Origin of the sequence: Corynebacterium sp. TAE3-ERU30 (genome assembly GCF_019209925.1) — a bacterium.
In the GTDB taxonomy this organism is placed as follows: domain Bacteria; phylum Actinomycetota; class Actinomycetes; order Mycobacteriales; family Mycobacteriaceae; genus Corynebacterium; species Corynebacterium megadyptis.
The window spans coordinates 24,241-50,412 of record NZ_JAHUTO010000002.1; the positions used below are offsets into that span (position 1 = coordinate 24,241).

At 61.9% G+C, this 26,172-nt stretch carries 19 protein-coding genes and 1 tRNA gene; 10 read left to right on the forward strand and 10 right to left on the reverse strand.

The genetic code is table 11. The annotated features are described in order from the left end of the window. Positions 1 to 11: 11 nt before the first annotated feature. Positions 12 to 2,870, reverse strand: coding sequence for an excinuclease ABC subunit UvrA (uvrA, locus tag KR227_RS03175; protein WP_218363697.1), 2,859 nt, complete (start codon positions 2,868 to 2,870; stop codon positions 12 to 14). 191 nt (positions 2,871 to 3,061) lie between these two features. Between uvrA and KR227_RS03180 the strand changes: the two genes are divergently transcribed. The 3 genes from KR227_RS03180 to KR227_RS03190 all read left to right on the forward strand — a co-directional run bounded on the left by KR227_RS03180 (position 3,062) and on the right by KR227_RS03190 (position 7,324). Next, positions 3,062 to 3,664: an MBL fold metallo-hydrolase gene (locus tag KR227_RS03180; protein WP_218363698.1), complete on the forward strand. Its 603-nt coding sequence runs from the start codon at positions 3,062 to 3,064 to the stop codon at positions 3,662 to 3,664. Positions 3,665 to 3,836: 172 nt separating this feature from the next. Beyond that, the gene (locus KR227_RS03185) at positions 3,837 to 4,661 is read left to right on the forward strand and encodes a DoxX family protein (RefSeq protein WP_218363699.1); all 825 of its coding nucleotides are present in this window, start codon (positions 3,837 to 3,839) and stop codon (positions 4,659 to 4,661) included. Between the two features lie 290 nt (positions 4,662 to 4,951). After that, positions 4,952 to 7,324, forward strand: coding sequence for an AAA family ATPase (locus tag KR227_RS03190; protein WP_218363700.1), 2,373 nt, complete (start codon positions 4,952 to 4,954; stop codon positions 7,322 to 7,324). A 58-nt stretch (positions 7,325 to 7,382) separates the two neighbouring features. On the opposite strand, the gene KR227_RS03195 is transcribed toward KR227_RS03190, so the two are convergent. The 3 genes from KR227_RS03195 to coaE all read right to left on the reverse strand — a co-directional run bounded on the left by KR227_RS03195 (position 7,383) and on the right by coaE (position 10,739). Then, entirely contained in the window at positions 7,383 to 7,826 is a 444-nt protein-coding gene (locus tag KR227_RS03195) for a universal stress protein (protein WP_151530266.1), read from the reverse strand. Between the two features lie 200 nt (positions 7,827 to 8,026). Then, complete coding sequence (gene uvrB, locus KR227_RS03200; RefSeq protein WP_218363701.1) at positions 8,027 to 10,129, reverse strand: excinuclease ABC subunit UvrB; 2,103 nt, start codon at positions 10,127 to 10,129, stop codon at positions 8,027 to 8,029. A gap of 10 nt (positions 10,130 to 10,139) precedes the next feature. Next, positions 10,140 to 10,739 (reverse strand): dephospho-CoA kinase, encoded by a 600-nt coding sequence (coaE, locus tag KR227_RS03205; protein WP_218363702.1) that lies wholly within the window; start codon positions 10,737 to 10,739, stop codon positions 10,140 to 10,142. Positions 10,740 to 10,810: 71 nt separating this feature from the next. Between coaE and KR227_RS03210 the strand changes: the two genes are divergently transcribed. Then, positions 10,811 to 11,776 carry an L-lactate dehydrogenase gene (locus tag KR227_RS03210; protein WP_218363703.1) on the forward strand — a complete coding sequence of 322 codons (966 nt, stop codon included), beginning with the start codon at positions 10,811 to 10,813 and terminating at the stop codon, positions 11,774 to 11,776. Positions 11,777 to 11,929: 153 nt separating this feature from the next. Here the strand turns inward: KR227_RS03210 and KR227_RS03215 are convergent, their stop codons facing one another. Together KR227_RS03215 and rpsA are read right to left on the reverse strand one after the other, a co-directional pair. Continuing rightward, positions 11,930 to 13,996 carry a glucose PTS transporter subunit IIA gene (locus tag KR227_RS03215; RefSeq protein WP_218363704.1) on the reverse strand — a complete coding sequence of 689 codons (2,067 nt, stop codon included), beginning with the start codon at positions 13,994 to 13,996 and terminating at the stop codon, positions 11,930 to 11,932. A 554-nt stretch (positions 13,997 to 14,550) separates the two neighbouring features. Then, on the reverse strand, positions 14,551 to 16,014 hold the full coding sequence (rpsA, locus tag KR227_RS03220; protein ID WP_151550145.1) for a 30S ribosomal protein S1: 1,464 nt from the start codon (positions 16,012 to 16,014) through the stop codon (positions 14,551 to 14,553). 224 nt (positions 16,015 to 16,238) lie between these two features. Between rpsA and KR227_RS03225 the strand changes: the two genes are divergently transcribed. Together KR227_RS03225 and KR227_RS03230 are read left to right on the forward strand one after the other, a co-directional pair. Then, the gene (locus tag KR227_RS03225; RefSeq protein ID WP_218363705.1) at positions 16,239 to 17,003 is read left to right on the forward strand and encodes a class I SAM-dependent methyltransferase; all 765 of its coding nucleotides are present in this window, start codon (positions 16,239 to 16,241) and stop codon (positions 17,001 to 17,003) included. Positions 17,004 to 17,053: 50 nt separating this feature from the next. Continuing rightward, positions 17,054 to 17,962, forward strand: coding sequence for an AEC family transporter (locus tag KR227_RS03230; RefSeq protein WP_218363706.1), 909 nt, complete (start codon positions 17,054 to 17,056; stop codon positions 17,960 to 17,962). Between the two features lie 23 nt (positions 17,963 to 17,985). Here the strand turns inward: KR227_RS03230 and polA are convergent, their stop codons facing one another. Both polA and KR227_RS03240 read right to left on the reverse strand, forming a co-directional pair. After that, positions 17,986 to 20,655, reverse strand: a complete 2,670-nt coding sequence (polA, locus tag KR227_RS03235) for a DNA polymerase I (RefSeq protein WP_218363707.1) — start codon at positions 20,653 to 20,655, stop codon at positions 17,986 to 17,988. A 123-nt stretch (positions 20,656 to 20,778) separates the two neighbouring features. Beyond that, a tRNA-Leu gene (locus KR227_RS03240) sits at positions 20,779 to 20,852 on the reverse strand. Positions 20,853 to 21,069: 217 nt separating this feature from the next. Here KR227_RS03240 and KR227_RS03245 point away from each other — a divergent pair. The 4 genes from KR227_RS03245 (at position 21,070) to KR227_RS03260 (ending at position 24,796) form a co-directional block, all read left to right on the forward strand. Then, entirely contained in the window at positions 21,070 to 21,975 is a 906-nt protein-coding gene (locus KR227_RS03245; RefSeq protein WP_218363708.1) for a DUF368 domain-containing protein, read from the forward strand. Positions 21,976 to 22,083: 108 nt separating this feature from the next. After that, entirely contained in the window at positions 22,084 to 22,992 is a 909-nt protein-coding gene (locus tag KR227_RS03250) for an ABC transporter substrate-binding protein (RefSeq protein WP_218363709.1), read from the forward strand. An 82-nt stretch (positions 22,993 to 23,074) separates the two neighbouring features. Then, positions 23,075 to 24,028: an amino acid ABC transporter permease gene (locus KR227_RS03255; RefSeq protein ID WP_218363710.1), complete on the forward strand. Its 954-nt coding sequence runs from the start codon at positions 23,075 to 23,077 to the stop codon at positions 24,026 to 24,028. 6 nt (positions 24,029 to 24,034) lie between these two features. Next, positions 24,035 to 24,796, forward strand: coding sequence for an amino acid ABC transporter ATP-binding protein (locus tag KR227_RS03260; RefSeq protein WP_151550138.1), 762 nt, complete (start codon positions 24,035 to 24,037; stop codon positions 24,794 to 24,796). 39 nt (positions 24,797 to 24,835) lie between these two features. Here KR227_RS03260 and KR227_RS03265 read toward each other — a convergent pair whose 3' ends face one another. Together KR227_RS03265 and coaD are read right to left on the reverse strand one after the other, a co-directional pair. After that, entirely contained in the window at positions 24,836 to 25,579 is a 744-nt protein-coding gene (locus tag KR227_RS03265; protein WP_218363711.1) for a sulfite exporter TauE/SafE family protein, read from the reverse strand. Between the two features lie 104 nt (positions 25,580 to 25,683). Further along, positions 25,684 to 26,172 (reverse strand): pantetheine-phosphate adenylyltransferase, encoded by a 489-nt coding sequence (gene coaD / locus KR227_RS03270; RefSeq protein WP_218363712.1) that lies wholly within the window; start codon positions 26,170 to 26,172, stop codon positions 25,684 to 25,686.

The window sequence follows — 26,172 nt, forward strand, 5'->3', positions numbered from 1 at the left end:
CTGGCTGCGGCTTAGACCGTGGCCAGCAAGGGCTGGAGGAATTGACCGGTATAGGAGCCGGAGACCTGGGCGACATCCTCGGGTGTGCCTTCGGCTACCACCTGGCCGCCGCCGTCGCCGCCTTCGGGCCCCATGTCAATAATCCAGTCGGCAGCCTTGATCACATCGAGGTTGTGCTCGATGATCACCACCGAGTTGCCCTTATCCACTAGGCCTTGGATCACCAGCATGAGCTTGCGGATGTCCTCGAAGTGCAGGCCGGTGGTGGGCTCGTCGAGGATATAGATGGTGCGGCCATTGGAGCGCTTCTGCAGCTCTGCGGCGAGTTTCACGCGCTGCGCCTCGCCACCCGAGAGCGTGGTGGCCGATTGACCCAGCCGCACATAGCCCAAGCCCACCTCAGTGAGCGTATTGAGATAGCGGTGGATCGAGGTGATCGGCTGGAAAAACTCCGCCGCCTCTGCAATGGGCATGTCCAATACCTCGGAGATGTTTTTGCCCTTGTAGCGCACCTCGAGGGTTTCGCGATTGTAGCGCGCCCCGTGGCACACCTCGCAGGGCACATAGACATCCGGCAGGAAGTTCATCTCGATCTTCAAGGTGCCATCACCCTTGCAGGCCTCGCAACGACCGCCCTTGACGTTGAAGGAGAAGCGCCCCGCCTTATAGCCGCGCACCTTGGACTCGCTGGTCTCGGCGAAGAGAGTACGAATCTTATCGAATACACCGGTATAGGTCGCCGGGTTCGAGCGCGGGGTGCGACCAATCGGAGACTGATCCACCTGCACCAACTTATCGAGGTGCTCGATGCCTTCCACGCGCTTGGCTCGCCCGGGCACGAGCCGAGCGCGGTTGAGCTCATTGCTCAATACCTTGGACACGATCTGGTTAATCAGCGTGGATTTACCCGATCCGGAGACACCAGTGACACAGGTAAGCACCCCGAGCGGGATGGTCACATCCACGTTCTTCAGGTTATTTTCCCGCGCACCTACCACCTTGAGGCAGCGTTCTGGGTCAATCGGGCGGCGGTGTTCCGGCACTCCCAGCACCCTCGCCCCGGAGAGATAATCGCCGGTTAGAGAATCGGCGGCGTTGAGTATTCCCGCCGGCTCACCTTGGTAGACGATCTCGCCGCCGTATTCACCGGCGCGCGGTCCGATATCCACCAGCCAGTCAGCCGCCTTGATGGTGTCTTCGTCATGCTCGACCACGATGAGGGTGTTGCCGAGATCGCGCAGCCGCTCCAAGGTGGCGATCAGGCGCTGGTTATCGCGCTGGTGCAAACCAATGGAGGGCTCGTCCAGCACGTAGAGCACTCCCGCCAAGCCCGATCCGATCTGGGTGGCCAGGCGAATACGCTGCGCCTCCCCGCCGGAGAGTGTGCCGGCAGCGCGGTCGAGGGTGAGATAGTTCAGCCCCACATCCAGCAGGAAGCGCAGGCGTGCTTGTACCTCTCGCAGCACTGCGCCTGCGATCATTTCCTCGCGTTTATTCAGGGTGAGATTGTCGAGGAAGGCGCGGGCATCCTCGACCGATAGCGCCGATACCCCAGCAATGGATTGCTCGCCGTGGCCCTCCGAGGCGAGACGCACGGAGAGGATTTCGGGCTTGAGCCGCGAGCCCTGGCACGCGGGGCAGGGCACCTCGCGCATATAGCCGCGGAAGCGTTCCTTCTGGTGCTCAGAATCGGTTTGCTCGATCTTGCGCTCCACGAATGCGATCGCGCCCTCGAAGGGGGCGGTCCAGTCGCGGCGGCGACCGTATCGATTCTTATAGCGCACCCGCACCTCGGTACTCGAGCCGTGCACGAGTGCCTTTTGCTGCTTCTTCGTCAGCGAGGAATAGGGGGCGTGCGCATCGAAATCCATTGCCTCTGCCAGCGCCTCGACGAGCTTGACAAAGTATTTCTTATTCGGCGAGGAGTGCCAGGGGGCGATCGCATCCACCACCTTGGCATCGACATCCGGGATCAGCAGCTCCGGATCCACGACTAGGCGGGAACCGAGACCATCGCAGCGCTCACAGGCGCCATAGGGAGAGTTAAAGGAAAAGGCGCGCGGTTCCATCTCATCGAGATGAAAGTCGTGGCCGTTGGGGCAGGCCATCTTTTCGGAGAAACGACGAACTCGGTGCGGGTCGGCGTCGTCAAGCCCCACAAAATCAAGGACCACTACCCCCTCGGCCAAGTTCAGCGCCGTCTCGATGGAGTCGGTGAGGCGCTGCTTCTGCGATTCCTTCACCTGCAAACGATCAACCACCACATCAATATCGTGCTTGATCTGCTTCTCCAGCTTGGGCGGCGAGGATAGCTGGTGCATCTCGCCATCGACCATCACGCGGGCATAGCCCTGGGCAGCGAGATCCGCGAAAAGATCCACAAACTCGCCCTTGCGGGTGCGCACCACCGGCGCCAACACCTGGAACTTGGTGCCCTGCTCCATCTCCAGCACCTGATCCACGATCTGCTGCGGCGTTTGGCGGTCGATCACCGCATCGCATTCCGGGCAGTGCGGCGTGCCCGCGCGGGCATAGAGCAGGCGGAGATAGTCGAAGACCTCGGTAATCGTGCCCACCGTGGAGCGCGGGTTGCGGTTGGTGGACTTCTGATCGATCGACACGGCCGGCGAGAGTCCCTCGATCATCTCCACATCGGGCTTGTCCATCTGCCCCAAAAACATGCGCGCATAGGACGAGAGCGACTCCACGTAGCGACGCTGCCCCTCGGCGAAGATGGTGTCGAAGGCAAGCGAGGACTTGCCCGACCCAGACAAACCCGTGAAGACCACGAGCTTGTCGCGCGGGATATCAATATCTACCCCTTTGAGGTTGTGCTCGCGGGCTCCGCGGACAATGAGGCGTTCAGCCACAGGCTTTCCACTACCTTTCCTAGTGCACGACATCGGTGTTGATGCTGGGCATCGTCTCACTTCAACGCCGCTGATACACAATTCATTCCCGTGGAGGAGATACGGTCGTCTGCCCCACCGCCCCACGGCATAGTCGAGTGTTCCCCACCGCGTCCGACCACCGTCTCTGTGTCTCATCTAGTGTAGTACGCATGAGTGCCGAACTAATTTTGGATTCCCTCTCTGTATCCGAGATGGATAACAACTGCTACCTTGTGGTCGCTGGCGATGAGGCGATGCTTATCGACGCCGCCTCGAACCCAGACGCCCTCATGGAGCTCGCCGCCAAGCACAAGGCCACGATCACCACGGTGGTCACCACCCACCGCCATGGCGATCACGTGGGTGCGCTCCCAGAGATCCTGCAGCGCACCGGCGCCCGCCACATCTCTTCGAGTCTGGATGCGCCCGCGCTGCCGTGTGATGTGGACGAGGAGCTGGATCATGGCGATACCCTCAGCTTCGCCGGCCACGAGATCCCCGTGTTCATCCTCCGCGGTCACACCCCGGGCGGTCTCTGCTTGGAATTGACCATCGACGGCGAAACGCACCTCATCGTCGGTGACAGCCTCTTCCCCGGCGGCGTGGGAAAGACCAACTCTAAAGAGGATTTCGCCCGCCTGATCACCGACGTCAAGGAACGCGTCTTTGATGTCTACCCGCCCGAGGCGCACGTTCGTCCCGGCCATGGAGATTCCACCACGGTGGGGGCCGAAGCACCCCATCTCGACGAGTGGTGCGAGCGCGGCTGGTAGGCACCACAACGCTTATCGACGCAGCGTGCCAGATATTCCTCCACCTACCTGAGAACACGGCGCGCCTCGTCCTTATCTCCTTTTCGTCTAGGATGGTGTGAGGTAAAACTTCAGTTCGAGTCCGACACGGGCTAGGAACTACCAGAAAACATATAAGGAGCTGGAAGAACGAATGATCCGTAAGATCGCTCGCCCCATGGTGGCCACCGTCTACATCGCTGACGGTGTGGACACCATCACTAATACCGAGAAGCATGTCGAGGGCACCAAGACCATCCTCGACCGTCTGCGCTCGGTGCTGCCCAATGACTACAGCCGCAAGCTGCCGGAGGCTCCGGAGACCGTGGCCAAGGCCATTGGCGTGACCAAGACCAGCGCCGGCACCCTGCTGGCTTTGGGCAAGGCTCCGCGCCTGGCAGCCGGCACCCTGGCGCTGCTGTCTGTTCCCACTATTCTCGCTCGCCACGCTTTCTGGGAGACCCAGAACGAGGACGAGAAGGCCGCTCGCCGCAGTGGCTTTATGACTGACGTGGCTCTGTTGGGCGGGCTGTTCATCGCCTCCGCCGACACCGCCGGCAAGCCGGGACTGAAGTGGCGCGCTAACCGTGCCGCTAAGGATGCCAACAAGACCATCCAGTCCGCTCTTCCGGGCAAGTCTGACACGGAAAAGTTCAAGGAGAACGTGGCCGAGCAGGCCTCCGCCGTCAACTCCGCCACCAAGGACTTCCTCTCCAGCACCTCCGAGAAGGTCTCCGGCTACGCCGACGAGGCTAAGTCTTATGTGGACGACAACAAGGACGACTGGTTGAATCTGGCCAAGTCCAACACCAAGACCGCTAAGAAGAAGCTGGTCAAGGCTGCCGACCAGGCCCAGAAGCGTGCCGAGAAGGCCCGCAAGGATGCCTCCAAGAACGCTCCGAAGCTGCAGAAGCGCGCCGACAAGGCCCTGCGCAAGGCACAGAAGAGCTTGGACAAGAAGGTCAAGGACTTCGCCTAAGCCAGATCGGCACTGAGTATCAGTGCCACCATATCCAGCGACGCCCCAGTTGTGTCCCCGTGCGGGGGCCGCTGGGGCGTTATGCGTATCGCGAGCGAGGCGGGGTACGGTTCAGCGCTGCGAGGTACCGGGTGGGAACAAACTCGATGCCTCGGCTGTTGGCTCTACTACGATGCTGTAGCTCATGCTGCCAGCCGCTGGCGTCGCCCCGCGGTAGTACCTGGCGCTTATGATCGTCATTTCTCGTATCCTGCATTCGATGTGTGTGACGTGATCAGAAAGGATCTCTCTTGCCGCATAGTCCGCACGGCCCTCTCCCCGACTCCGACGCTGCCCGCGATAACGCGGCGACCGCTGATGTGATCGCTACCGAGCAGCGCTATGTTGATGGTCTTTTCGATCATCTCGACGAGGACATTCGGGCCGCCCGCGAGCGCCTAGCGGCCGTGTCGCTGCGCCCCGAGGGAGTGGATCCGGACACCGATGATCTCATTCGCCGCGAAGCCGAGTACCACAGCCTCAATGAGAAGCTGGATCGTGCTGCGCTCGCTCAACTCGGTTTAGTCTTTGGCCGCATTGACGTCGATGACCCCGATCCTGATGATCCCATCGAGCTCGATGGGCAGCGCGTGGATCGCCGCTATATCGGGCGCATGGGGGTTCAAGACGCCGCCGATAATTACCGATCGTTGCTCTTGGATTGGCGCGCCCCCATGGCACGCCCCTTCTATCTGGCCACCACCGTCAACCCAGCGGGGGTGCACCGTCGACGCCATATCCGCACCCGCGGGCGTACCGTCACCGCTGTCGATGAAGAACGGCTCCTCGGCCAGTCCCCAGCCACATCGGGTGGAGACGCTCCCGCCGATATCGCTGGGGAGGCCGCTCTGGCGCACGCGCTCAATGCTGCCCGCTCTGGGCACATGAACACCATCGTGGAGACGATCCAGCGGGAACAAGACACCATCATCCGCGATAACAACCGCGGCGTGATGGTGGTCGATGGCGGCCCTGGCACCGGCAAGACCGCGGTGGCGTTGCACCGTGTGGCCTATCTGCTCTATACGTGGCGCGAACAACTGGCCAAGACCGGCGTGCTCATTGTGGGGCCGAACCGTCGCTTCTTGGACTATATTTCTCGGGTGTTGCCGGAGCTCGGCGAAACTGGCGTGGTTCTCTCCACCATTGGTGAGCTCTATCCTCTGGTCACTCCCACCGGCCAGGACACCCTGTTGGCTAAGGAGATCAAGGGCTCCTCGGAGATGGCCTATATTCTGCGCGAGGCGGTCAAGGCCTATCAGCAGGTGCCCGCTGAGGAGATCCCTCTCACCGTGGATGGGGTATCGCTGCGGATCAGCCCGGCCATGGTGAAAAAGGCGCGCACCCGCGCCCGACGCTCGCGCAAGCCGCATAACCGCGCCCAGCCAATTTTTGCCGATAGACTGCTCGAGCTGCTGGCCGAGCACATGGCCGAGGTGATCGGCGCCGATCCCTTGGGGCAGGAGAATCTGCTTTCTGCCGCGGATATCGCCCAATTGCACGATGATCTCAGTGAGGAGGCGCAGGTTATCGAGATCATCGACACTCTCTGGCCGCGGCTGAGCCCCCAGCAGGTACTCGCCGAGCTCACCTGCGACCACGATCGTCTCACCGCAGTGGCCGCCGACTATGACGAGGCCACCATCGAAGGATTGTTCCGGCCGGGCTATGATCCGAACGCCCTCGACGATGCGGTGATCGCGTGGACCCCAGCCGATGCCGCACTCCTGGATGAGCTCTCGCTGATCATCGGTATCGACAACCCCGAGGAGTCGGCGGAGCAGGCCGAGCAGCGGTGGCGCCAACAAATTGACGACGCCCAAGATGCGCTGGATATTCTCATCGGCTCCGCCAACTCGGACTTGGACGATGAGTTCGATGCCGAGGTGCTCTCCGCCCACGACGTGATCGATGCCGAGACTCTCGCGCAGCGACAGCAGGTGCGTGATAATCGCTCCACGGCGGAAAAGGCCCGTGCTGATCACACTTGGGCCTTTGGCCACGTGGTGGTGGACGAAGCCCAGGAGCTCTCCGAGATGGAGTGGCGGATGGTGTTTCGCCGGGTGCCGAGCCGGTGGATGACCATTGTGGGCGATACCGCCCAAACTGGCTCCCCCGCTGGCGCGGATAGTTGGGCGGAGACCTTCGCCGAGTTCGTCGGCTCGCGGGTACGCCACCACGAATTGACTGTGAATTACCGTACTCCGGCGACGATCATGGAGCTGGCGCAGACACTCTTGCCGCTCATTGCCCCAGAGCAACAGCCCGCGCAGTCGGTGCGTGATGTCGATGGCGCAGTCACGCAGCTTCCCAAGGAAACCTCTGTGCCCCGCATTGTGGAGGCACTCAAGGAGGAGCATCCAGAGCGGATGGTGGCCGTCGTCGCCGCCCCGGAGGTTCTCGACACGCGGGCCGACCTGCAGGATATGGATGAGGCCCGCAGCGTCGATGAGGTGAAGGGATTAGAGTTTGACCACGTTATCGTGGTCGAGCCGGAGGCCATCGCAGCAGCCTCGGCACGGGGGCTGAATGATCTTTATGTGGCGTTGAGTCGCGCTACCCAGACGGTGACGGTGGTGGGCGCGAGCATCGCCGACGTTGCTGCGGCCTATGCAGAGCTCTGATGCGTAGTAGACAAAGCACCCGCCCGAAGGGGCGGGTGCTTCTTAGGTGGTGGAGCGCTTAGCTGACGGTGTGAACGATCATCACATCGCAGTCAGACTGGCGGGCCACATCGGCGGGCACGGAGCCCAGCAGGCGGCCGGTGAGGGAGTTGATGCCACGGTTGCCGACGATGAGCAGATCTGCCTTGTACTCGTTAACGATGCCCATTAGTGCTTGCACCGGGGTGCCGGCCTTCAGCGCGGTCTCGATCTTGGTGGCACCGACCTTCTTGGCCACCTCGGCGGCGCTGTCGAGGTTCTTCTGTGCCGGGTCATTACCGAGAACGGTGACGGAGTCCTGGCGGAGAGTCTTGGAGGCTTCCTCCGTGCTCTCGTAGTAGGCGGAACCGATGACCAAGGTGGCGTCGAACGCCGCGGCAATGGAGGCAGCACGCTCGACGGCCAGTAGCGAAGACTTGGAGCCGTCGGTACCCACGACGATGGTCTGGTAGTTTTCGTTCATCGACAAAGAACCCCTTTAACACATACCTAGGTTGTATTTGCTGTTGGACTTTAGGTTACCACCGACGTGTCCGCATCGGCCCCAAGGTGAGCGTCGTGGTGCCGCTTGCCGGGATGGTGCAGAGAAGAAAGGGCGGCGTCGATAAGCGGCGCAGCACTTAGGCGCAGCGCATAGCCGCGGCACCGAACTGCGGTGCCAGACTAGATGCCGGCCTCGGTGATACCGCGTAGTTCTTTCTTCAGATCGCGGATCTCATCGCGCAAACGGCCCGCCAGCTCGAATTTGAGTTCCTTGGCGGCGGCAGACATCTCCGCGGTGAGCGAGTCAATGAGGCTGCGCAGCTCCTCTTGCGGCATGGAGGAGATATCGCGTTTATCCACCAGCGCGGCGTCGGCGGCCGCATCGGGGCGCGCCTCGCCCTCTTCGGCGTTGTCATAGACCTGGTCAAGGATATCGGCGATTTTCTTGCGCAGCGGCTGCGGGTCGATGCCGTGTTCGCGGTTATAGGCGAGTTGCTTCTCGCGGCGCCGCTCGGTTTCGTCGATCGCTGCCGCCATGGATTCGGTCACCTTATCGGCGTACATGTGCACCTCGCCAGAGACATTGCGGGCGGCGCGGCCGATGGTCTGGATCAGCGAGGTGGTCGAGCGCAAGAAGCCTTCCTTGTCCGCGTCGAGGATCGCCACCAGCGACACCTCCGGCAGATCCAGGCCCTCGCGCAAGAGGTTGATGCCGACCAATACGTCATAGTTGCCGGTGCGCAGTTGGCGCAGCAGCTCCACGCGCTGCAGCGTGTCGATATCGGAGTGCAGATAGCGCACCCGCACCCCATTTTCCAGCAGATAATCGGTGAGGTCCTCGGCCATCTTCTTGGTCAGGGTGGTCACCAGCACGCGCTCGTTTTTCTCGGTGCGCAGGCGAATCTCGTGGATGAGATCGTCGATCTGTCCCTCGGTCGGTTTCACCACCACCTTCGGATCCACCAGCCCGGTGGGGCGAATAATCTGCTCCACGAACTCGCCGCCGGTAGCGGCAAGCTCATAGGGGCCGGGGGTGGCGGACATGTAGACGCATTGGCCCTTGCGGGCGTCGAATTCATCCCAGGTAAGCGGGCGGTTATCCAGCGCCGAGGGCAGGCGGAAACCGAAGTCCACGAGGTTGCGTTTGCGCGACATATCACCTTCGAACATGCCGCCGATCTGGGGCACGGTCACGTGGGACTCGTCGATGATGGTGAGGAAGTCTTCGGGGAAATAGTCGATCAGGGTGGCCGGAGCCGAGCCTGCGGGCCGGCCATCGACATGCCGGGAATAGTTCTCGATGCCGGAGCAAAAGCCCACCTGCTGGATCATCTCCAGATCGTATTCCGTGCGCATCCGCAGCCGCTGCGCTTCGAGCAGTTTGCCGCGATTCTCGAGGTCCTCGAGGCGCTCTGCCAGCTCGGCCTTAATGTCTTCCACCGCCTTGGCCATGCGTTCCTCGCTGGCCACATAGTGGGTGGCGGGGAAAATGCGCAGCTCTTCTACCTGGCGGATCGGATCGCCGGTGACGGGGTGAATGTAGTAGAGGGAATCAATCTCATCGCCAAAGAACTCCACCCGCACCGCGAGCTCCTCATAGGCGGGAATGATATCCACCACATCGCCCTTGACGCGGAACGCGCCGCGCACAAAGGCCACGTCGTTGCGATCGTATTGGATGTCTACCAGCAGCCGCAGGAAGCGATCCCGCTCCACCTCTTCGCCCACGCGCAGCACCACCGAGCGATCCAGATAGGATTGCGGGGTTCCGAGACCATAAATGCAGGAGACGGAACTAACGACCACAACGTCGCGTCGCGAGAGCAGCGCCGAGGTGGCGGAGTGGCGCAGGCGCTCCACATCGTCATTGATGGAGGAGTCCTTTTCGATATAGGTATCGGTCTGCGCCACATAGGCTTCCGGCTGGTAGTAGTCGTAGTAGGAGACGAAGTATTCCACCGCGTTATTCGGCAACAGCTGCCGCAGCTCATTGGCCAGCTGGGCGGCAAGCGTCTTATTCGGCGCCATCACCAAAGTGGGGCGCTGCACCTGCTCGATCAGCCACGCCGCCGTGGCCGATTTACCGGTGCCGGTAGCGCCCATGAGCACCACGTCCCGCTCGTTGTTATTGATCCGAGCAGTGAGTTCCTCGATCGCCCGCGGCTGGTCGCCGGCCGGTTGATACTCCGAGATCACCTCGAATTTCCCGTTCGAGCGTTCCACTTCGCCTACGGGGCGAAACTCGGACTCGGACAACACTGGGTGCTCTGCTGCAAAAGCCATAGCCTCGAGACTACCCGCCCGTGTTGGCCCGCTCCCAGAGCTGCTCAACCTGGGCGGCTAACTCGTCTACGGTCCCGGAATTATCCAGCACCACATCAGCCGCCGCGCAGCGCTCCTGCTCCCCCATCTGCCGCGCAATACGATGACGCGCATCCTCTTCATCCAGCCCTCGCTTATCGACGAGGCGCTGCAGGCGCAGCTCCTCCGGGGCGGAGACCACCGCAGTGATGTCCACCGCGCGATCGAGTCCGAGCTCGATGAGCAGCGCCGAATCGTGCACGATCACCTCTGCCCCGCTCTCCGCTGCTTCGGCGAAGAGTTCGCGGGTGCGCTCGGCGATGCGCGGATGAGTGATGGCGTTGAGGCGCTCGGTTCGCTTTTCATCCACGAAGGCCCGCTGCGCCAGAACTCTTCTGCGTAGTACCCCAGAATCGTCCACAATATCCTCGCCAAACTCGGCCGCGAGTTCCGCGAGTGCCGGCTGTCCGGGTTCGACGATCTCTCGTGCGATGAGGTCTGCGTCGATAATGAATGCCCCCTTTTCCTTGAGGATCGCCGTCGCTGTGGACTTGCCGGAGCCGATGCCGCCTGTGATGCCAATGATCGTCATGGTGTCTTAGTCTACGGGCGTAAGCTTGAACCGGTACATACTACGGTCGAGAGAAAGACGAGGTCACACATATGGTGTCGCCACATAAGCTCGTGGTGATCGGAGTTGGGCACGTGGGAAGCTATGTGCTCGCTGATGCGATGAAAATGGGACTTTTCGGCGAGATCGTGACGATCGACATCGCCGAAGGGGTGGCCCACGGCGAGGCCCTAGATCAGCATCACGCTACCGCCCTGAGTTCCATGACCTCCACGGCGGTGCGTGCTGGAGACTATAGCGACTGCGCCGACGCGGATGTCATTATCTGCGCCGCCGGCCCCTCCATCATTCCTTCCGCGGAGAACAGCACTCCTGATCGTGCCGAGCTCGCCTCCATTAACGCGGCGGTGATCCGCGATGTGATGAAACAGGTGGTGGACCACACCCGCGATGCGGTGGTCATTATGATCACCAATCCCTTGGACACCACTCTTTACGTGGCGGAGAATGAGTTCGACTACCCCGCCGGCAAGATCTTCGGTACAGGCACCATGCTTGACTCGGCGCGACTACGCAGAATAGTTGCGGACAAGCTCGGAGTGTCCCCGCTGAGCGTCAGCGGCTACATGATGGGCGAGCACGGCCTGTCCGCTTTCCCTGTGCTCTCGCATCTGAGCGTGGGCGGATTGTCCGTCGCCGAGCTGGAGCAGACCTTTACTGGGGTGCACCTCGATCCGGAGCGTCTCGCCGAGGACACCGTCCAGGCCGCCTACGAGGTATTGAACTCCAAGGGCTGGACCAATGCCGGTGTGGCGCAGTCCGCGGTACTCATGGCGCGGCACGTTGTGCTCGATGAAAAGGTGATCGTGCCGGCCTGCACCACCGCCCGTGGCGAGTATGGTTTCGATGGCGATGTGGCGTTCTCCATGCCCACCCTGCTGGGGCGCGGCGGTGCCGAGCGACGCTTCGCTGTCTCGCTCAACGATTGGGAAGAGGCCGCCCTGGAGCGCTCGGTGGCGGCGATCCGCACCGCGATCAGCGCCGCCCAGGCCACCTAGGACTTGCCCCACGAGGGGCGGCGAGGGGCGTGTTCTCCCCCATCAAGACACACGACAAGGGGCGCTGCGTGATCGCAGCGCCCCTTGTTTTTGTGCTCCTCGCCGCCCGCGAGGCGGGCTGAGGCGAGAGGAGCAGAGGTTTAAGCCCGAGGCTTATTTATCTTCCACGTCGAGGAAGACAGTGCCGTGGGTGATGGTGCCATAATCGGCAACGACGTTGATAGCGCCCTGCTTCTTGTGGTTGGTCACCAGCACCGGGGTGATCGGCGAGTAACCGGCGGCCTCGATGGCGGCGCGGTCGAACTTCAGCAGCGGAGTGCCGGCCTCGACCACATCACCCTTCTTCACGAGAACCTCAAAGCCCTCGCCCTTCATATTCACGGTGTCCAGGCCCACGTGGATGAGCATCTGCAGCCCATTGTCCAGCTTCAGGCCCACGGCGTGACCGGTGGGGAAGGTCATAACGACCTTGCCGTCGCCCGGGGCGTATACGGTGTCACCGGACGGATCGATGGACGCACCCTTGCCTACAGCACCCATGGCAAAAGCCTCATCGGGAGTGTCGGCCAGCGGCACCAGCGTGCCGTCCAGGGGAGCCTCGACCTTCTTCTCGGTCTTAACTGCGGTGGCGGTGCCAGCAGCAGCTGCACCAGCGGCAGGAGCGGCGGCAGCCGGAGCGGCCTCCGCTGCACCAGTAGCCGGAGCGGACGCCTCGGCGGCCTCGGCGGCCTCGTCCTCGGCGATGCGGGCGCGCACCTCATCCTTTTCTTCCTTCGAGCGGTAGTCGAAGAAGACCACGAGGAAGAAGGAGGTGAAGAAGGCGACAGCCAAACCGATGGCATAACCCAAGGTGGGGGTCATGACCGGGATGGTGAGCAGCGAGGTGAACACGAAGGTCTGAGCCTTAATGCCGAACAGGCCCATTACGACACCGCCGGCGAAACAGCCAGGAAGTAGTCGCAGGTAGGTCTTCTTGAAGCGCAGCACGATGCCGTACAGGCTGGGCTCGGAGATACCACCAAGCAGGCCGGCGGCAAGACCACCGGTGGCAACCTGACGCATCTGGCGGTTGCGCTCACGCACAGAGACCACCAGCACACCGGCGACGAGGCCGAAGCAGGCGAAGTTCCATGCACCCATGGGGCCCTGGATGACGTCGAAGCCGAAGGTGGCAATGTTCTGCAGCATGACGGCGTTGAGCGGCCAGTGCAGTCCCAGCGGCACCAGGAAGGGGTACAGCAGCGGGATGATGATAGCGAGGATGAACGGCGAGAACTCGTAGGTGTTCATGAACAGTCGAGCGATACCGTCACCGATGAAGATACCGAAGGGGCCCACCACGAAGGCGGTCAGCGGAATCATGACCAACAGGGAGATGAAGGGCACGAACACCATCTGCACGGCTTCGGGGAGGACCTTCTTCAGGCCCTTTTCCACCCAGAACAGACCGATGGCGGCCAGCAGCGGCGGGAAGACTTGTCCACCGTAGTTATTGAGCACGAGGGTCAGGCCGGCGACATCGATCTTGTAGATATCGATACCCTCGGTCGCACCCTGCTCCACGACGGTGTGGATATTATCCTTCAGCCCGATGAACTCGGGAGTGAGCAAGGCGGCCGGAATTGCGGCGCCCACCCATTCATTTGCTCCGAGCTTCTTGGCTGCGGAGGCACCCACCATGATCGGCAGGAAGTAGAACACCGAGCGCCACATAGCGTGCATGAGCACGTAGACGCCGGACTGCTCCGCCAGCGGTTCATCGAATGCCTGGATGCCTGCGGTGTCGAGCAGCACCAAGATGGTGATGATCAGCGAGGCACCGAGCAGAGCCCACAGAATGGGACGGAAGGTATCGGAGAGGAATTCGAAGGCGAAGTCCACCCAGCCGAACTTGCCGCGAACACCGGCGTATTCCTTCTTCGCGGACTTCCTGGAGGCACCGCCTTCGCCGCCGGCGATGTGTTCCATGCCGGGCAGCTTGATGATGTCGTTGTAGTAGTTAGCTACGCCGCCACCCATGATCACTTGCAGACCATTGGATCCCTGCGGCACAACGCCCATCACTTCGGGAATATTGTCGAGAGCGTCTTGATCCGCCAATGAGCGGTCGCCTAGTTGCATACGCAGGCGAGTAGCACAGTGCGTAAACGAGTCAATGTTTTCAGGTCCGCCGAGATTGGCCAGTATGGCCTCAGCGGCTGACGCATTCTTAGTCGCCATTGCGTCTACCTTTCGTAGAGAGTTTATGAGAAAAGACTTAGGCCCACCCTACTTGGTAATCCGAAAAAGACTCGCGCCGCAGTTCGTCACACCAGCAGCATCAGTGGGCATATATGAGCCACCAATAGAAATTGTGGGTTTCTGTCCGATTCGCCACCATCGTGTGTGGCATCACGATAATTATAGGACACAAATCCACTCACACATAGCGCCGCTACTATGCCGTAAGTCACATTTACTTAGTGCTGCCTAATGACAATGAGAATAATAAACACCCAGTTAAAACGCCCTAGTGCTGGTTTTCACGGCTCCTGCCGCCCCGCGCTGCGGCGTCTCCCACGCCACAGTAATGCCCTGTGTACGGGCATTTTATTAGTGCCCGAATAAACATTTTTCTTCCTATCGACCCCACACGAAGCCACACTGCATGGGTGTGCTACGGGGCTGTAGAAAAACTTCATACTCTCCTGCGTAGTGGCACAAAAAAGTGCCCTACCCCCAGGGGTAGGGCACTTCCTTATCGATGACGCGTGTAGCGGTCACCGAGTGGAGGCTTAGTTGCCTTCCAGCTTCTCCTTCAGAGCAGCGAGCTGCTCATCGGAAGCGAGGGAACCACCGGTGGTGGCTGCGGCCTCGGCTACGCCAGCGTCAGCGCTGGAGTAGTTGGAGGCTGCACCCTGCTGCTCGCCGGCCTCGGCAGCAGCCTCGGCTGCGGCGCGGTGACGCTCGATCTGCTGGGTGTGCAGCTGGAAGCGACGCTCGGACTCTGCGTAGCGAGCCTCCCATTCCTGGCGCTGCTCGTCGAAGCCCTCGAGCCACTCGTTGGTCTCCGGGTCGAAGCCCTCCGGGAAGATGTAGTTGCCGTTCTCGTCGTAGGAGTCGGCCATACCGTACTTGGAGGGGTCGAACTCCTCGGAGTAGTCGTCATCAGCCTGCTTCAGGGACAGGGAGATGCGGCGACGCTCGAGGTCGATGTCGATGACCTTGACCATGAGGTCTTCGCCAACGTTGACAACCTGATCCGGCACCTCGACGTGGCGCTGAGCCAGCTCGGAGATGTGGACGAGGCCCTCGATGCCCTCTTCGACGCGCACGAACGCACCGAAGGGAACCAGCTTGGTGACCTTGCCAGGCACGATCTGGCCCACAGCGTGGGTGCGGGCGAAGACGCGCCACGGATCTTCCTGGGTGGCCTTCAGGGACAGGGACACGCGCTCGCGGTCGAGATCGACGTCGAGAACCTCAACGGTGACCTCGTCGCCCACGGTGACAACCTCAGACGGGTGGTCGATGTGCTTCCAGGACAGCTCGGAAACGTGAACCAGGCCGTCGACACCGCCGAGATCGACGAAGGCGCCGAAGTTGACGATGGAGGAGACGACACCCTTGCGCACCTGACCCTTTTGGAGCTGGTGCAGGAACTCGGAGCGAAGCTCGGACTGGGACTGCTCGAGCCATGCGCGGCGGGACAGGACCACGTTGTTGCGGTTCTTGTCCAGCTCGATGATCTTGGCCTCGATCTCCTGGCCGATGTACGGCTCGAGATCGCGGACGCGACGCATCTCAACGAGGGATGCGGGCAGGAAGCCGCGCAGCCCGATGTCAAGGATCAGGCCACCCTTGACAACCTCGATAACGGTACCGGTGACGGGCTCGTCGTTGGCCTGGAGCTGCTCGATGGCGCTCCATGCACGCTCGTACTGAGCGCGCTTCTTGGACAGGATCAGACGGCCTTCCTTGTCCTCCTTGGTGAGAACAAGTGCGTCGATCTCGTCTCCGACCTCGACAACCTCTTCCGGATCGACATCGTGCTTGATGGACAGCTCACGGGAGGGGATAACGCCCTCGGTCTTGTATCCGATGTCGAGCAGAACCTCGTCGCGATCGACCTTGACCACGGTTCCCTCAACGATGTCACCATCGTTGAAGTACTTGATGGTGGCGTCGACGGCTGCGAGGAAGTCCTCAGCGGAGCCGATATCGTTGACGGCTACCTGAGGGGTGTTGTTGGTGGGCATATGTTAGTTGCTCCGAAAAATGTTGAAATAGGAATCTCGAATGGACAGGAAACGTATCTCTTGACGAGTAGATCGTGCGCCGTATTTGACGCTCTGACCAGCTTGTTCAATCTCACGCGCCCCATTTTCAGCCGTCCTATTACACCTGAAAACCGTGGACGCGTTGCGACACGCCTCCAACACTCTACTGCACGTTTTCACTTCCGGCAAATAGAGTTACCTGCATGAACTCTCGTTTCACACCCGCCACATTTTCCGCAGCGAACCGATCGTGGTGGGACCACGACGCCGCCAATTATCACGCCCAACATCCCGAGTATCTCTCCTCTTTCTATTGGTGCCCAGAGATGCTGCACGAAGAGCAGGCGCAGCTGTTGGGTGATGTCTCCGACACCACGGTGCTAGAGCTCGGCTGCGGCTCCGCCCCCTGCAGCCGCTGGCTCGCCGAGCGCTTCCCCACCGCCCGCATCATCGGCGTCGATATCTCCGAGCAGATGTTGCGGCGCGCGGCGATTGACGACGCCACCCTCCACCTGCTCCACGCCGATGCCCTCGCATTACCGCTGCGCCCTGGGAGTGTGGACACCGTCTTCTCGGTCTTTGGCGCCCTGCCTTTCATCGAGGATCTCTCCGCCGCCTTCGCCGAGGTCTCTCGGGTGCTGCGCCCCGGTGGGCGCTTCGTGTTCTCCGTCAATCACCCGATGCGCTGGATTTTCGCCGATGATCCCAGCGCCGAGGGCCTTCACGTGGCGTATTCCTATTTTGACGATGCCTATACGGAGGCGGATGATCAGGGCGTGCTTTCTTATGCTGAAGGCCACCACACGGTCTCCGACTACGCTAATGGTCTGGTAGCCGCCGGTCTCAGTATTCGTCACATGATCGAACCCGAGTGGCCAGAGGACCTCGAGACCACTTGGGGGCAATGGTCGCCGCTGCGGGGACGCATCTTCCCGGGCACGCTCATCATTTCCGCGCGCAAGGACTAAGAACGCACTCCCGACCGGCCACCCTATAAGAAAGGACACTCGCGGGCCTCATGGGCGGCATTCTCACCAGCTACGGCATTATTCTCGGCCTGATCGCCGTGGGTTTCGCCGTGGGCTCTACACGGGTCATTGCGTCCGAGGAGCAGCGCACAGTACTCGACCGACTCGCCTTCTATGCCGCGCTGCCGGCCCTGTTGTTCACGGTCTTCGCCCGCTCCACACCGGAGCAGATGTTTACTCCCGTGGTGGTGGCGACCTCGGCGGCGGCGGTGATCACCGCGGCTGTATTCGTGGCTATCGCCTGGGCAGGTGGCTGTCGGCAGCGGGCAGACCTGACGATCGGGGCGGCGTCGTCAAGCTATATGAACTCCAATAACATCGGGCTGCCGGTGAGTCTCTACGTGCTCGGCAGCGCGGCCTATGCGGCGCCGGTGGTGCTATTTCAGGTGCTGATCTATGCGCCGATTATTCTGGCGCTGATCGATCGCTCCTCCTCATTAGTGGTCGCGGTGCGCCATGCGCTGCTCAGCCCGGTGGTGCTGGGCGCAGCCGCGGGGCTGGTGGTGGCGTGGAGTGATCTGACAGTGCCCGATATGGTGTTTCGCCCCATCGAGGTGCTGGGCGGGGCGGCCATTCCGCTGATGCTCATGAGCTTCGGCGCCTCGCTGACCACCGCCACCCCGCTGCGGGATCCACAGGCGCGCACACTGACTTTCTGGGCGGTGGGGCTGAAACAGCTGGGCATGCCGCTGGCCGCGCTCGGTGTGGGCATACTGCTGGGGCTGGATCACCAGCAGCTCTTTGCGGCCATGATTCTCGCGGCGCTACCGACCGCCCAGAATGTGTATAACTACGCATCCAACTATGGCCGCGATACTCGCGTGCCGCGCGATACTGGGCTGATCACCACCTTCACCGCATTACCGGCGATGATGGTGATAGCCGCATTCTTCGGTTAAACGCTGCTGCGTAGTAGCAGCGTCTAGTGCGCGGCGGCGTCCCAATTAACGCCGGCCCCAACGGAAACCTCCAGCGGCACAGACAAGCGCACAGCCTTGTCCATCTCTTCTTGCAGGATCTCCACGACGGTGTCCTTTTCCCCTGGGGCGACCTCCACCACGAGTTCATCGTGCACCTGCAACAGCAGCCGCGAGCGGAGCTTTTTATCCTGCATCACCTGGTACACGCGCAGCATGGCGATCTTGATGATGTCGGCGGCTGTGCCCTGGATGGGCGCATTCAGGGCCGCGCGCTCAGCGTTTTCGCGGGCGACACGATTGGTGGAACTCAGCTCCGGCAGGTAGCGGCGCCGGCCGAAGAGGGTGGCCGTGTAGCTATCATTACGGGCCTGCACAACGACGTCGTCGAGATAACGCTTCACCCCGCCGAAGCGCTCGAAGTAGGTGGACATGATCTCTTTGGCCTCCCCGGGCGAGATGTCCAGCTGCTGGGAGAGCCCATAGGCGGACAGCCCGTAGACCAGGCCATAGGACATGGCCTTGACGCGGCGGCGGATTTCCGGGGTGACCTCGTCGACGGGCACACCGAATACGCGGGAGCCGACGAAGTTGTGCAGGTCCTCGCCGCGGCGATAGGCCTCGATGAGCCCGGGATCCTCGGAAAGATGCGCCATCACGCGCATCTCGATCTGGGAATAGTCGGCGGTGACGAGGCATTCGTGGTCGCCGTCGACGACGAAGGCGGAACGGATATGGCGGCCCACCACGGTGCGCACGGGGATGTTCTGCAGGTTCGGCTCGGTAGAGGACAAACGCCCCGTCGAGGTCACCGTCTGGTTGAAGGTGGTGTGGATGCGCCCATCCGGCTGCACGGACTTGATCAGCCCGTCCAGGGTGGTCTTCATCTTCTGATATTCGCGATGGGCCAAGAGGTGATCGAGGAAAGGATGCGGGTGGGTGCGGGCAAGGTTCTCGATTTCCTTGGCTGCGGTGGAATAGCCCGTCTTGGTTTTCTTCGTCTTGGGCATCTCGAGGGTCTCAAACAGCACCACCTGTAGCTGCTTCGGGCTGGAGAGATTCAAGCTCTCGTCGCCGGCGATCTCCCGGGCGGCCTGCACCTCCGCATCAACGTGTTCGATGAAGGAATCACGCTGCCGCTCTAGGCTGTCGATATCCACGGCGATACCGGTGTGTTCCACCTCGCCGAGCACGCTCACCAGGGGCAGCTCGAGATCCCGGTAGAGCTCGAAACTATCGATCTGCTGCAGCTGCGTAGTAAGTTCCTCGGCCAGCTCGATAATCGCCACGCCCTCCGCTGCCAGCAGCTCGGATTGCGCGTCGTCGAGCAAGCTCATCTGGCCGCTGTCCTCGGCCTGCTCGAGCTGCCGCTGCAGATGGCGCTGGTAGATATCGTTGAGCGCATAGGTGCGCTGGCCAGGCCGCAACAGATAGGCGGCGATAGCCACATCGTGGGCGATGCCGCCCAGGATCAGGCCGCGGCCGCGCACCATGTGATAGACGGCCTTGGCGTCGTGCAGCAGCTTGGGGCTATCCGATTCCAGCCACGCGGCGAGCGCCTGCTCGTCCTCCGGATCCAGCTCGGCCACCTCAGCGATGACCGCACTACCCGTCGCATCCACCAGTGCAATGCTCTGCAGATCCCCGCGGCCGGCGGCAGCCGTGCCGCGCGCCGCCACAGCGAGCGGTTGCTGCTGGCGCTCCTGCATCCACTGCGCCAAGGAGCTGGGCTTATCGACGCTCACCTCCAGGCGCTGCTCCTCTTCTACGACAGCCGCATCCCCATCGCTGGGCAGCGCGCGGAGCACCCGTTCGCGCAGATTCGAGCCGAATTCCAGCTCATCGAAGCGCTCGGCCACATCGGCGGCGTCGGCCGGGCGCAGTTTCAGCTGCTCGGGAGTGATATCGAGGGAGAGATCAGTGACCATCCCGGTGAGTTCGCGGTTGAGCTGCACCTGGTCCAAGCGGGCACGCAGGTTATCCCCGCGCTTGCCGCCGATATCGTCGGCATGCTCCACCACACCCTTCAGGCTGCCGTATTTCACGATCCACTGGGCGGCGGTCTTTTCCCCCACCAGCGGAATATTGGGCAGATTATCGGAGGGATCGCCACGCAGGGCCGCGAAGTCGGGATATTGGGTGGGGGTGAGACCGTATTTCTCTTCCACCGCCGCAGGCGTGAAGCGCTTGAGGTCGCTGACGCCCTTCATGGGATAGAGCACCGTGGTCTGCTCATTGACCAATTGCAGATAGTCGCGGTCGCCGGTGACGAGCAGAATCTCATAGCCCTCGGGCTCTGCCGCCTTGGTGAGGGTGCCCACGATGTCATCGGCCTCGTAGTTCTCCATCTCCACGGTGACGATATTGCAGGCCTCGAGCACCTGCTTGATCAGCCCGACTTGCCCCTTGAACTCCTCCGGGGTGGCCTCGCGCTGGGCCTTGTACTCGGGAAAGAGCTCGGTACGGAAGGTGGTGCGGCCCACATCAAAGGCCACGCCCACGTGGGTGGGCTGCTCCTCTTTCAGCAGAGAGGAGAACATGGACATAAATCCGTACACCGCGTTCGTGTGCTGGCCGCCGGAGGTGGAGAAATTCTCCGTTGGAAGGGCATAGAAAGCGCGAAAGGCCATGGAGTGGCCGTCGATAAGCATCAGGCGTGGCGTCGGATCAGTCATAGTGTCTCAGTGTAGACAGCTCGCGGGATGCCGATGTAGCGCGGTCATGGCTAGCCGCGGCGGGCAGAGAAAAAACCAGCGGAGGCGCCCCCTCAAGTGGGTTGCTGCCTCCGCTGGTCACTGTGCCCCAGGTGAGACTCGAACTCACACTGGACGGGTTTTGAATCCGTTGCCTCTGCCAATTGGGCTACTGGGGCGCGAGAAATCATTATAGAGCACCCCATGAAGGAAGGATAAATCACCTGCCTAGGGCTTCACTATGGCCGTTCCCACACCTTCGCGGCGGCCACGAGTGTCGTTTCGGTGCGCCCATTGCTGCTGTCGTATAGTCGCTACAGCACAGCACCGCGGCGGCAATGGGCCTGTGCCCCAGCCCCGCAGCCAAGACGAGAAAAGAGAGTCGCTGCACACACCATGAGAATCAATCCTGTCGAAATCCTCAACAACGCCTTCCGCGGTGCCCTCATTGCGCTGGCGGAGCTGGTCCCCGGGGTCTCTGGCGGCACGATCGCCCTCGTCGTCGGCGTCTACGAGCGCGCCATCGCCGCCGGTGATGGAATCCTGGCCGCCTGCAAGGCACTGCTGAGCGACCGCAAAGAGGCCGCTGCCCGCTTCAAAAACCTCGACTGGGCGTTGCTGATCCCGCTGGTCGGGGCGATGGCGATCACTATCTTGCTCATGGCTGGGGTGATGGCGAGCTTCGTGGAGAACCAGCCGGAAATCGCCCGTGGTCTCTTCCTCGGCATGGTTGCTGCCTCCATCGTGGTGCCGCTGCGCATGGTGGACGCCGCCGCTTTGCGCCGCAAGCGCATCCCAGCGATCATCGCTTTTACTCTTGCCGCGATCGTCACCTTCATCGCCACCGGTGCCTCCTCGGCGCCGCAGAGCAACCCGGCGCTTCCGGTGTACTTCTTTGCCGCCATGGTCGCAGTGTGCGCCCTCGTGCTGCCCGGTGTCTCCGGCTCCTTCCTGTTGCTGGCGCTCGGGCTCTACCAGCCTGTTCTCAACGCGGTGCATGAGCGCGACCTAACGGTCATGGGCGTGTTCTTCCTCGGCGCCGTCACCGGTATCGCCCTGTTTATCAAGCTGCTCAACTACCTGCTCACCGCTCATCGCACCCTCACCCTCATCACCATGAGTGGACTCTTGCTGGGCTCTCTGCGGGCCCTGTGGCCGTGGCAGAATGACGCCGCCGAGGCCATGGCACCGGATGGAAATATGCTCATCGTGTTTGCCTTCACCCTCCTCGGGGCACTGATCGTTCTCGGCTTGGTATGGATGGAAACATTCACCGCACGCAAGGCTCCCGCCGCCATCTAGGCCGTACTCACCGCGCCGCGACGTCGTGAAGCTGCTGCTCACTATGCAGCACACCGACTCAGGCGCGGTTTTTTCCTGTCTCCACAAGTATGCGCTAGGGTGAATATCATGCATAAGTTTTCAGCGCAGCTTCTTCGTCGCCTCACCGCCGGCATCCTCGCGGTGAGTGTGGCCTGCAGCGCGAGCGCGTGCGTGGTCAATGAAGAAAATGGGCACCCAGAAGGCTGGCAGGACATTCAGCCCGAGCCCAATCCGGATGTGGTTGCTCTCGTTCCCCCAGAGATCGCCGATAAAGGCGTGATCACCATGGCCACCAATCCGCCCTTCGCCCCCGCGGAGTTCAAGGACTCCCACGGCACCATCATTGGTTTCGATATTGATCTCGCGCGTGCCGCGGCCGCCACGATGGGGCTGAAGCTCGATGTTCGCCAGCAGGACTTCAACATGATTCTGCCCGCCATCTCCTCGGGCACCATCGACTTCGGCGCCTCGGGCATGACCGATAACGAAGAACGCCGCCGCAAATACGACTTCGTGGACTATCTCACCGCCGGCATTCAATGGGCCGCGCCGCCGGATAGCGGCGTGGATCCCGATAACGCCTGCGGACTCACGGTGGCCGTGCAGCGCGGCACCGTCTCAGAATCGGATGATGTTCCCGCCCGCTCCGAGGCCTGCGTCGCCGCCGGCAAGGAACCGATCACGATCTTGGCCTATGATGACTCCGACTCGGCGGCGCTTGCCGCGGTACTGGGCCGCGCCGATGCCTACTCGGCGGACTCCCCCATCAGCGCCTGGGCGGTGGAACGCTCCGAAGGAAAGATCGAATTGATCGGAGACATCACCGACGCCGCCCACTATGGCTGGCCCGTGGACAAGGGCTCTCCCCTCGCCCCAGCCCTTGCCGCCGCCTTGCAATCGCTCATCGACTCCGGCGACTACGAGGCCATCATGACCCAATGGGGCATTTCCTCCGGGCTGGCCGATGGCGCCGCCATCAATGGCGAGGACATCTAATCCGGCGGGGCGCCGCATCCCGCGGGCACGCCGCCTGCCACCTCTTGAACTCTTCGAGCACGTTAGACATTAGGACTATCTCATGACTCATCCCTCCACCGGCGCGAGCTCTGCTGCCGCCGACGCCGCCCCCATCGTGGCCAAGCCGCTGCGCCACCCCGGGCGGTGGGTATTCGCCGCCATCTTGCTGCTGCTGACCGTGTGGTTCTTTATCTCTGCGGCGCGCAACGAGGCCTATGGCTGGGACACCTACGCCCAATACATTCTCGATCGCCGCATCGCTATCGCCGCCCTGCACACCCTCGCCATCACCGTGCTCGCGATGATCATTGGCGTGGTGCTGGGCGCCCTCTTAGCGGTTTTGCGCATGTCGCCCAACCCGATCATGCGTGGTGTCTCCTCGATCTACTTGTGGATCTTCCGCGGCACTCCCGTCTACGTGCAGCTGGTGTTCTGGGGGCTGCTGAGCTCGATCTACTCCTCGATAGGGGTGGCGGGCTTTGAACTCAGTCTGGAAGAAGCCCTGCGCAACACGTTTTTCCTCGCCGTGATCGGCCTGGGGCTCAACGAGTCCGCCTATATGGCCGAGATCGTGCGCGCCGGTATTCAATCCGTGCCCGAGGGCCAGACCGAGGCCTCGAAGGCGCTGGGCATGAGCTGGTGGCAAACCATGCGCCGCACCGTGCTCCCCCAGGCAATGCGCATCATCATTCCCCCGACGGGCAATGAGCTGATCTCCATGCTCAAAACCACCTCGCTGGTGGTGGCCATCCCCTACGCCGGGGAGCTCTATGGCCGCGCCACCGACATCGCCAACGCGATCTTCGAACCAGTCCCGCTGCTGCTGGTAGCAGCCACCTGGTATCTGCTGGTCACCTCCATACTCATGGTGATCCAGCACTATGTGGAACAGCACTTTGATAAGGGCTCCAGCCGCGAACTCACCGCCCGCCAACTAGCAGCGCTGGCCGACGCCGAGGGCGTTCCGCCGAATAATGTCACCATCAGTAACTCGACCACCCCGAAAAGGAAGTAATTACTCATGACACTCATGGTTGACGCCCAGAAGGTTGTGAAGAACTTCGGGCAGCTGAAGGTTCTCAAAGGCATCGACATGCAGGTGGAAAAAGGCAGCGTCACCTGCCTCATCGGCCCCTCCGGTTCCGGTAAATCCACCATGCTGCGCTGCCTGAACCACTTAGAGCGCATCACCGCGGGGCGGCTCTACGTCGATGGCGAGCTCATCGGCTACAAGCAGCGCGGCAACACGCTCTATGAAATCTCGGAGAAGGAAGCCGCCCAGCAGCGCGCCGATATCGGCATGGTGTTCCAGAACTTCAACCTCTTCCCCCACCGCACCGCCTTAGAAAACATCATGGAGGCACCCATGGTGGTCAAGGGGGTCTCGGCCGCCGCAGCCAAGAAGCGCGCCCAGCAGCTGCTCGAGGAAGTCGGTCTCGGACACAAAGCCGAGGCCTATCCCCTGCAGCTTTCCGGCGGCCAGCAGCAGCGCGTGGCCATCGCCCGCGCCGTGGCCATGGACCCGAAGCTCATGCTCTTCGACGAGCCCACCTCCGCCCTCGACCCCGAACTAGTCGGCGAGGTCCTCGGCGTGATGCGCCGCCTCGCCGAACAAGGAATGACCATGGTCGTGGTCACCCACGAGATCAACTTCGCCCGCGAGGTCGCCGATCAAGTGGTGTTCATGGCCGATGGTGTGGTGGTGGAATCCGGCACGCCCGAGCAGGTGATTGATCACCCCACCCAGGAGCGCACCAAAGAGTTCCTCTCCTCCATCCTCTAGTGCTACTACGCATCAGAGTTCGTGCGCGGCGCGCAGCCGCTAGGCGAGGCTGAGTACTCCGCGAATCAGCGCAGACAGCCCACCGGCCGTGGCCAGAATGAGTGCCAGCCGGTGGGCTTTATCGCGCGGAATCAATGCGGCACAGCGCACCCCGAGATAAATACCGAGCAGCATCGCCACCACTCCCACCGGCCAGATCTGTACCGGGGTACTCGACAAGCTGCCGGCTCCGAGCACGAGCTTCATAATGAGCGAGACCAAGCCGGAGACAATAAAGATCGGCTGCAAGGTGGCGGCATAGCTGCGCTGCTCCCAGCGGCTGGCTGCGGCATAGACGGTGATGGCCGGCCCCGCGACCCCCGCGATGGTATTCATAAAACCGCCCACCACACCGGAAATCGCGGCGGGCAGCGCCCCAGAACACTGCGGCACCCAGCGTTTGCCATAGGTTACTACGCACAACGCCACCAGCAGCAGCGTGCCAACCAGAATCATCAGCCACGCCGCGGAGACGGCCCGAATCAGCAGCGCCGCGGGAATAGAACCGAGCACCAACACCGAGCTGATGATGCTGAACATGCGCCAATCCACCCACTGCCGCACCGTGCCGGTGGTGATCGCCGCATTGACCACGGCCAGCACATTGAGCACCATGATGCCTTCGATCGGCCCGAGCAGCACGCTCAGCACCGGCGCGGCAATCAGCCCCAGCCCCATGCCGGACACGCGCTGCAGCAAGGAGCCGAGCACCACAATAAAGAAAACTATGAACGCACTGAGCATTCATTTAACGTAGCGGAGCAGAGCCGTGCGCGCTGCCATGAGGTGTGTGCTGCAGGCGCTTATCGACGTCGCCCCGCCGCCCTAGCAGCCACAGCCACAAGCACCTACTCTTGGGCGAGTTTCTCCGCCATGGCTGCCGCCACCGGTTGCGGCAGCATGCTGGACACATCGCCGCCATAGCGGGCCACCTCCTTGCACAGCGTGGAGGAGATGTGGCCATAGTGCTGCTCGGTGAGCAGGAAGAAGGTATCGATCCCGCTGAGCCGTTTATTCATCTGCGCCATGGGCAGCTCATATTCATAGTCGAGGGAGCTACGCAGCCCCTTGACGATGACGTCGATGCCTTCTTTTTGGGTGTAATCCACCAGCAGTCCGGTCCAGGTGTCCACGCGGACATTGGGCAGATGCGTAGTAGCTTCCTGCACCAACTGGGCACGCTCCTCGACGCTAAACATGCCCTGCTTATGCGGATTGTGAGTGATGAGCACGACGACCTCGTCGAAGGTGGCGGCGCTGCGGGTGATGATATCGAGGTGGCCCAGGGTGACGGGGTCGAAGGAGCCGGGGCACACACTGCGGGTGGGGGTGGGCAT

Excerpts from the sequence above, each read along its gene's own strand:
- KR227_RS03180 (WP_218363698.1), top strand. The coding sequence starts at position 3,062 with ATGAGTGCCGAACTAATTTTGGATTCCCTCTCTGTATCCGAGATGGAT.
- KR227_RS03185 (WP_218363699.1), top strand. The coding sequence starts at position 3,837 with ATGATCCGTAAGATCGCTCGCCCCATGGTGGCCACCGTCTACATCGCT.
- KR227_RS03195 (WP_151530266.1), bottom strand. The coding sequence starts at position 7,826 with ATGAACGAAAACTACCAGACCATCGTCGTGGGTACCGACGGCTCCAAG.
- uvrB (WP_218363701.1), bottom strand. The coding sequence starts at position 10,129 with ATGGCTTTTGCAGCAGAGCACCCAGTGTTGTCCGAGTCCGAGTTTCGC.
- coaE (WP_218363702.1), bottom strand. The coding sequence starts at position 10,739 with ATGACGATCATTGGCATCACAGGCGGCATCGGCTCCGGCAAGTCCACA.
- KR227_RS03210 (WP_218363703.1), top strand. The coding sequence starts at position 10,811 with ATGGTGTCGCCACATAAGCTCGTGGTGATCGGAGTTGGGCACGTGGGA.
- KR227_RS03215 (WP_218363704.1), bottom strand. The coding sequence starts at position 13,996 with ATGGCGACTAAGAATGCGTCAGCCGCTGAGGCCATACTGGCCAATCTC.
- rpsA (WP_151550145.1), bottom strand. The coding sequence starts at position 16,014 with ATGCCCACCAACAACACCCCTCAGGTAGCCGTCAACGATATCGGCTCC.
- KR227_RS03225 (WP_218363705.1), top strand. The coding sequence starts at position 16,239 with ATGAACTCTCGTTTCACACCCGCCACATTTTCCGCAGCGAACCGATCG.
- KR227_RS03230 (WP_218363706.1), top strand. The coding sequence starts at position 17,054 with ATGGGCGGCATTCTCACCAGCTACGGCATTATTCTCGGCCTGATCGCC.
- polA (WP_218363707.1), bottom strand. The coding sequence starts at position 20,655 with ATGACTGATCCGACGCCACGCCTGATGCTTATCGACGGCCACTCCATG.
- KR227_RS03245 (WP_218363708.1), top strand. The coding sequence starts at position 21,070 with ATGAGAATCAATCCTGTCGAAATCCTCAACAACGCCTTCCGCGGTGCC.
- KR227_RS03250 (WP_218363709.1), top strand. The coding sequence starts at position 22,084 with ATGCATAAGTTTTCAGCGCAGCTTCTTCGTCGCCTCACCGCCGGCATC.
- KR227_RS03255 (WP_218363710.1), top strand. The coding sequence starts at position 23,075 with ATGACTCATCCCTCCACCGGCGCGAGCTCTGCTGCCGCCGACGCCGCC.
- KR227_RS03260 (WP_151550138.1), top strand. The coding sequence starts at position 24,035 with ATGACACTCATGGTTGACGCCCAGAAGGTTGTGAAGAACTTCGGGCAG.
- KR227_RS03265 (WP_218363711.1), bottom strand. The coding sequence starts at position 25,579 with ATGCTCAGTGCGTTCATAGTTTTCTTTATTGTGGTGCTCGGCTCCTTG.
- coaD (WP_218363712.1), bottom strand. The coding sequence starts at position 26,172 with ATGCCCACCCCCACCCGCAGTGTGTGCCCCGGCTCCTTCGACCCCGTC.